Raw genomic sequence first — 6,565 nt, forward strand, 5'->3', positions numbered from 1 at the left:
TGCGGCAGCCAGTCGGCGGGTGGCACCCGCCCGCCCTGGGCCAGGCAAATCCGCTCCGGCCGTCGCAGCGCGCACCCCAGGTAGGCCACCAGGAACAGTGAGCGAGACGCTGCCACTGGCCGAGCAGCAGAGCCCCGGCACGGCCGGAGCGGATTTGCCTGGCCCAGGGCGGGCGGGTGCCACCCGCCGACTGGCTGCCGCAGTGCCGAAGGCGACAGGGCGACAGGGCGACAGGGCGAGCCCGTGCCGCTGACCAGGCACCAGGACACCCGGTGGGGGGCGGGGTCAGGCCGGGGAGGGCGGCGGGTGAGCCCGTGCCGGCAGCCGAGCAGCAGGCCCGCCCCCGGGCCGGGGCGACTGCCAGACCGCGTGCGCCCAGGGTCAGCGGGTCAGACCGGGGAGGGCGGCGGGTGAGCCCGTGCCGGTGGCCGAGCAGGAGGGCCCGCCCCCCGGGCCGGGGCGGCTGCCGGACCGTGTGCGCCCAGGGTCAGCGGGTCAGACCGGGGAAGGCGGCGGGTGAGCCCGTGCCGGTGGCCGAGCAGGAGGGCCCGACCCCTGGGCCGGGGCGGCTGCCGGACCGTGTGCGCCCGGGGTCAGCGGGTCAGGCCGGGGAGGGCGGTGGCCAGGTAGGTGGTGCCGAGGGTGGTGAGGAGGACCAGGAGGATCGCGGTGTGGTGGGTGGCGGTCCAGGCCTTCCACTCGGCGAGTCGGCGCGGGGCGCGGGGGCCGGTGAGGAGGTGCGCGGTCAGGGGCAGCAGGGCGCAGAGCGAGCCGATCAGGACCAGGAGCACCGCGGCGCCCGTCCGGGCGCCGGGCGAGGCGTCGACGGTGGCGATGGAGACCGCGCCGCCGACGGCCAGGACCGGGTTCTTCGGACTGGTCACCGCCAGTGCCACGCCGAGGCCCGCGGCCCGGGCGGGGGTGGCGCGGTCCACCGTCCGCATCCAGGCGGGCGGACCGTGCACATGACCCTCGCGCGGGCGGTCGCGCCACTGGTGGGCGGCGAGCAGCAGGAGCAGCAGGCCGAGCGCCAGGTCGAGCCGGCACGCCCAGAGCGGGGGCCCGGCCGGACTGCCGGACGGGCTCCCGGACGGGTCGCCGGGGAGCGCCGCGGCGACGGGCAGCACGGCGGCGACCACCGCCGCCAGGGTGGCCGCCCAGCCGGCCGCGAAGGCCGTCGCGTTGACCCGGCCGCGGGGGGTGGCCAGCAGCAGGATCGTCGCGATCAGCGGTAGCGGGCTGATCGCGAGGCCGACCGCTGAGGGCAGCATCCGGCCGACCGCGTCACCCATCACCGGCGCGTCACCCGCGCGTCACCGGCGCCGGATCGGCGGCAGGCGGTAGCCGCCGTCCAGGGCGGCCGGTCCGGGCTGGTAGAGCCGGATCATCGGGCGGAACCGGCCGGCGGGGGTGGGCAGCCAGTTCGCCGCCTCGGCCGGGTCGGCGGGCCGGGTCCGGCAGAGGTGCAGGGTGAGCGAGCCGTCCGGGCCGTGCACCAGGCCGGGGGTGCGGTCGCCGATGGCGTAGCGGTCGATCGGGTTGGCGACCAGGCGGTGGTCGGGCAGGCCGTACATGCTGAGGGACCAGAAGGCGGCGACGGGCGGCGGCCGGTCGAAGCGGAGGGTGTAGTGGTGGGCGCCGTCGAGCGGGTGGCCGTCGGCGTCGTCGGTGACGGCGGCGTGCAGCGCCTCGTAGGCGTGGCTGCCCCAGAGCCCCGTGCGGGCGGCGGCGGCCCGGCTGAGGTAGCCGGCGCGGCGGTCGGGGATCCGCCAGGCGGGGTCGTCGAGGGTGCCGGGGCCGAGGAAGTCGACGTTGTGGTCGAACAGGTGGAGGCTGGCGCGCCATTCGCCGGGCGGGTGGTCCTCGGGGGGCCGGGTGGCGTCCTCGACCCGTTCGCGGCCGGCGGCGAGGCCCTTGGCCAGGGCGAGGGTCCAGTCCGGGGCGGCGGCGCGGTACGGCGAGGGGCCGGGGTCGAGCAGGCCGAGCGGGGCGAACCGCTGCTGGTAGGCGCGGTCGGGCGCGGCGGGCGGGAAGGCGGCCAGCCAGATCCGGAGCCGTTCGAAGAAGGCGAGCCGTTCGGGGACGTCGGGGTCCGGTTCGGGCAGTCCGGCGGCGAGTCCGCCGGGTTCCATCGGTTCGAGGGTGAGCCCGGACTGGAGGGCGTGGATCCGGGGGAGGTCGTCCGGACCGGCGCAGGCGAGCCGGCCGACGATGGTGGCGACGGTGGTCGGGGCTTCGATCACCCGGTCGGTGTCGGTCGGGGTGCCGTGCCAGCCGGGCGGGACGATCAGCCAGGTCTGGGCGGCGGTGCCGGTGGCGCGGCGGCCCAGGTAGGCGAAGTTGTCGGTCCACGCGTCGACGAACTGCAGCACGTAGTAGGCGTCGGCGGTGTCGGGGGTGCGCAGGAGCTGCGGGCCCTCGGACAGGTCGAGCTGGGCGACCGAGTAGGCGACGTCGTTGTTGACGGAGACGAAGTCGTCGCCGGGGCCGGCCAGCCGGGTGCCGTGCGCGAAGTGGTTGAAGCGGGTGGGCGGCAGGACGCCGAGGCCGCCCCGGACGGAGCGGTCGACCATGGTGAGGCCGGCGACGAGCGGGTAGCCGTAGACGTAGGCGTCGGCGGCCATGGCCTCCAGCTCGGGCTGGGTCATCGGGCGTCCTTCGGGCGGGTGACAGGTACGGGGACGGCGGGCGGGTGGGGCCGGCCGGCCGGTTGGGGCCGGGCGGGCGGAGGGCGGCGGCGGTCAGCGCGGGGTGAGCGGGGGCAGCGTCCAGCGGCCGTCCAGTACGGACTCGTCCGGGCCGTACAGCCGGACGACGACCGCGAACGGCCCGTCCGGCGCGGGCAGCCAGTTGGCGGAGTGGTCGGCGTTCGCGGGCCGCTTGTGCCGGAGGTGGAGGGTGAGCCCGCCGTCCGGGTCGCGGACCAGACCGGGGGTGCCGTCGCCGATGGCGTAGCGGTCCAGGGTGTTGTCGACCAGCCGGCGGTCCGGCAGCGCGTACATGGTGGCGGACCAGAGGAAGCGGGCGGGCGGCAGCGCGTCCGGCGGGAACCGCAGCAGGTAGTCGCGGTCGCCGGCGTTCGGCGGGCGGTGGCCGGCGCTGTCGGCGGGCAGGCCGCCGTGCCAGACCTCCTCGGCGGGCAGCGCGTCCGGCTCGTCGAAGGTCCCGGCGTCGGCGGCGCGGGCCTGGGCGCGTTCGGCGGCGCGGGCCAGTTCGGCCTTGCCGTCGGCGATGCCGCGTTCGATCTCGGCGCGGACCGCGATCGGCAGCGCGGCCGGTTCGAACTCGCCGCGGCCGTCGACGCCGAGGTCGGCGAGCCGGCCGCGCAGGGCGGCCGTGGCGGGCCGGACCGGGACGAAGCCGAGCAGGAAGTCGAGGAAGGAGAGGAACTCGACGGTGTCGAACACCTCCTCGCGCCAGACCGGCCAGACCGGGGACGGCGCGGGCTCAGGTTCCGGGGTGCCGGCGTACTCGTGCAGCGGGCGCAGGCGGTACCCCTGCTGGATCCGGGCGAGTTCGGCGACGTCCTCGGCGGACGTCCCGCCCCGCTGGGTGCGGCCGAGGACGCCGGCCAGCCGGGTCGCCGTGCGGATGACGCTCCGGATGCCGGGCGGCGGCTCGCCGTGCCAGTCGGGGCCGGCCACCAGGTGGTCGCCGGCCTCCCGGCCGGTGGTGCGGGAGCCGACGAACCCGGCGTACCCGCCGTCGAGTTCGTGCACCGGGAGGACGTGGTAGCGGTCCGCGGCGGGGACCGAGAGCACCCAGGGTTCCGTTCGCAGGTCGAGCCAGGCCCGGGAGCGGGAGGTGTCGTTGTCCGGGGCGACGGGGTCGGTGCCGGTGTCGGGATCGGTGTCGGCCGGGGTGTACGGGCGCGACCGGTGCCGGAAGCGGCCGAAGCCGCCGAGGTGGCGCGGGTCCGCGTCGTCCAGGGCCTGCGCGTACAGGGTGCGGTAGTTCCGCAGGATGGGGTGGCCGCGGAGCCACGCCTCGGCGGCGGTCGCGCGGACGGTGTCCGGGTCCACGAGTGCCGGGTTGACCATGGCGCCGCTCCCATGAAGGACGTGCTTTTCGGCATATATGGCTATCGGGTCTGGCTCTAGACGGGATGCTATGCGGGCCCCCGGGGGTCGGCATCTCGGCCGGACCCGGGCAGGGCCTCCGCCCAGCGCGAACGGCGGTATGCGCGGGAACGGACCGGGACAGCCTTGCCGGTATGAAGATCCTCTTGCTTGGCGGCTCGTCCTTCCTGGGACGGGCGTTCGCCTCCGAAGCCCTCGCCCGCGGCCACCAGGTCACCACCTTCAACCGCGGCCGCTCCGCCGCCGACCTGGCCGGTGTGGAGGCCGTCCGCGGCGACCGCGACTCGGCCGACGACCTGGCGCGGCTGGTCGAGGGACGGCGCTGGGACGCCGTCGTCGACTCCTCCGCCCAGCAGCCCGCCCAGGCCGCGCTCGCCGCCCGGCTGCTGCACGACCGGGCCGACCACTACACGCTGATCTCCTCCGTCCACGCCTTCGCCGACTGGCCCGCCCGGACGGTCGACGAGGACTCGCCGCTGCACGACTGCCCCGCCGACACCCCGCCCGACCAGGAGTTCAGCAGCGCGCTCAAGGCCGGCTGCGAGCGCGCCGTCCTGGAGTACTTCGGCGCCGACCGCGCGCTGGTTCTCAACAGCGGGCTGCTGATCGGCCCGTACGAGCGGGGCGGCCGGCTGCCGTGGTGGCTGGAGCGGATGGCCCGGGGCGGGCCGGTGCTGGCGCCGGGCGAGCCGGGGCGGCCGATGCAGCTGATCGACGTCCGGGACTTCGCGGTGTTCGGGCTCGACCTGCTGACGGCGGGCACGGCCGGCCGCTTCCTCACCACCGCGCCGCCCGGCCGGCTGACCTACGGGGAGTTCCTGGCGGCCTGCGCCGAGGTCGCCGGGGCGAAGGGGGCCGGGGCGAAGGAAGCTGGGGCAGAGGCACCCGAGCTGGTCTGGGTCGGGGACGCGCCGCTGCTGGCGGACGGGCCGGACAGCGTCCAGCCGTGGAGCGAGCTGCCGCTCTGGATGCCCGAGTCGCCCGAGGCGGCGGGCACCTGGCAGGTGGACACCCGGCGGGCCGAGGCGGCCGGGCTGCGGTGCCGCCCGTTCGTCGAGACGGCCCGGGACACCTGGGAGTGGCTGCGGCAGCGCGGGCCGGCCGAGGACACCGAGGCCGACGGGCGCAAGCGCGGCCGGATCCTGCACGGCATCGAGCCGGCGAAGGAGCGGCGGCTGCTGGCCGCGCTGACCTGAGCGCGCCGGGCGGTGCCGGGGCAGCGCCGGGCAGCGCGGCAGGACGGCCGAGCGCCGCGCCGGGGGACGGGGGCTCCCGCTCCCCCGGCGCGACCGGCCCGGCTCAGTGGGTGCGGCGGGTGACCAGCTCGGCGAGGGCCAGCAGGTCGTCGGCGGCGGACGGCTCGGGCACCGCGAGGGCCAGCTGGGCCAGCGCCGCCGCCATCCGCTCGCAGGACTCGCCCTGCGCCCAGGCCCGCCCACCGGCGCCCTCGACGGCGGCCGCGCAGCTCGCCAACTCCTCGGCGGTCAGCGGCCGTTCCAGCGCGTACAGCTCGGCGAGCCGGGCCCCGTCGGGCGTGCCGGAACCGAGCGCCGCCACCACCGGCAGCGACTTCTTCCGGACGACGAGGTCCGCGCCGACCGGCTTGCCGGTGACCGCCGGGTCCCCCCAGATGCCGATCAGGTCGTCGATCAGCTGGAACGCCAGGCCGATCTCCCGGCCGAAGCCGTCCATCGCCTGCGCGGCGGCCGTCGAGCCGCCCGCGTACCGGGCGCCCATCGCGCAGGCCGCGCCGAGCAGGGCCCCGGTCTTGGCCTCGGCCATCGACAGGCACTCGGCCAGCGAGACGTCGCTGCGCTGCTCGAAGGCGCAGTCGATCTGCTGGCCCTCGCAGAGCTCCACCACGCAGTCGGTCAGCCGGCGGACGGCGTCGCCCGCGGCCGGGTGGCCGTCCTCGGCGAGCAGCCGCAGCGCCAGCGAGTGCATGGCGTCCCCGGCCAGGATCGCCTCGGTGGTGCCGAACACCAGCCAGGCGGTGGGCCGGTGACGCCTGGTCTCGTCCCGGTCGATGATGTCGTCGTGCAGCAGGGTGAAGTTGTGCACCAGCTCGACCGCGGCGGCCGCGGCGGTGGCCGAGGCGGGGCTGCCGCCCAGCGCCTGGGTGGCGGCCAGTACCAGCGCGGGCCGGATGGCCTTGCCGGAGGAGGCGGTGGACGGCGAGCCGTCCGCCTCCCACCAGCCGAAGTGGTAGCCGGCCACCCGGCGCATGGTGCCGGGCAGCGAGTCGACGGCGGCCCGCAGGACCGGGTCGACCAGGGTGCGGGCGCGGGCGAGGACGTCCGCCGCCTCGTGCCCCTCGCGGTGGTCGCGCTCCAGCGTGAACATTCCCATGGGTCCTCCCCCTTGGTGGTACGACGGGCCGACCCGACGGGGGCCGGCCCCGGCGGCGGGCTTGAGGCAGGCGGCGAGGCCGGCCGCCTCGATCCGGTCGACGGCGTCGACCAGCTCCTCGGCGGTGCGGACCAGCC

5 protein-coding genes are annotated in these 6,565 nt (G+C 77.1%); 1 reads left to right on the plus strand and 4 read right to left on the minus strand.

Annotated features, from left to right (window positions below; all coding sequences use genetic code 11):
* Window positions 1-593 precede the first annotated feature (593 nt).
* The 3 genes from AB0N76_RS38735 to AB0N76_RS38745 form a co-directional block, all read right to left on the minus strand.
* Window positions 594-1,292, minus strand: a complete 699-nt coding sequence (locus AB0N76_RS38735; RefSeq protein ID WP_363565553.1) for a GAP family protein — start codon at window positions 1,290-1,292, stop codon at window positions 594-596.
* 21 nt (window positions 1,293-1,313) lie between these two features.
* On the minus strand, window positions 1,314-2,648 hold the full coding sequence (locus AB0N76_RS38740; protein WP_363565554.1) for a DUF1254 domain-containing protein: 1,335 nt from the start codon (window positions 2,646-2,648) through the stop codon (window positions 1,314-1,316).
* Between the two features lie 93 nt (window positions 2,649-2,741).
* The gene (locus AB0N76_RS38745) at window positions 2,742-4,040 is read right to left on the minus strand and encodes a DUF1254 domain-containing protein (protein WP_363565555.1); all 1,299 of its coding nucleotides are present in this window, start codon (window positions 4,038-4,040) and stop codon (window positions 2,742-2,744) included.
* 173 nt (window positions 4,041-4,213) lie between these two features.
* On the opposite strand from AB0N76_RS38745, the gene AB0N76_RS38750 reads away from it, so the two are divergent.
* Complete coding sequence (locus tag AB0N76_RS38750; RefSeq protein ID WP_363565556.1) at window positions 4,214-5,275, plus strand: NAD-dependent epimerase/dehydratase family protein; 1,062 nt, start codon at window positions 4,214-4,216, stop codon at window positions 5,273-5,275.
* 103 nt (window positions 5,276-5,378) lie between these two features.
* Here the strand turns inward: AB0N76_RS38750 and AB0N76_RS38755 are convergent, their stop codons facing one another.
* Window positions 5,379-6,428, minus strand: a complete 1,050-nt coding sequence (locus AB0N76_RS38755) for a family 2 encapsulin nanocompartment cargo protein polyprenyl transferase (RefSeq protein WP_363565557.1) — start codon at window positions 6,426-6,428, stop codon at window positions 5,379-5,381.
* Between the last annotated feature and the right edge of the window lie 137 nt (window positions 6,429-6,565).

The sequence above is a fragment of the Kitasatospora sp. NPDC093806 genome, from assembly GCF_040683335.1.
Classification (GTDB): Bacteria; Actinomycetota; Actinomycetes; order Streptomycetales; family Streptomycetaceae; genus Kitasatospora.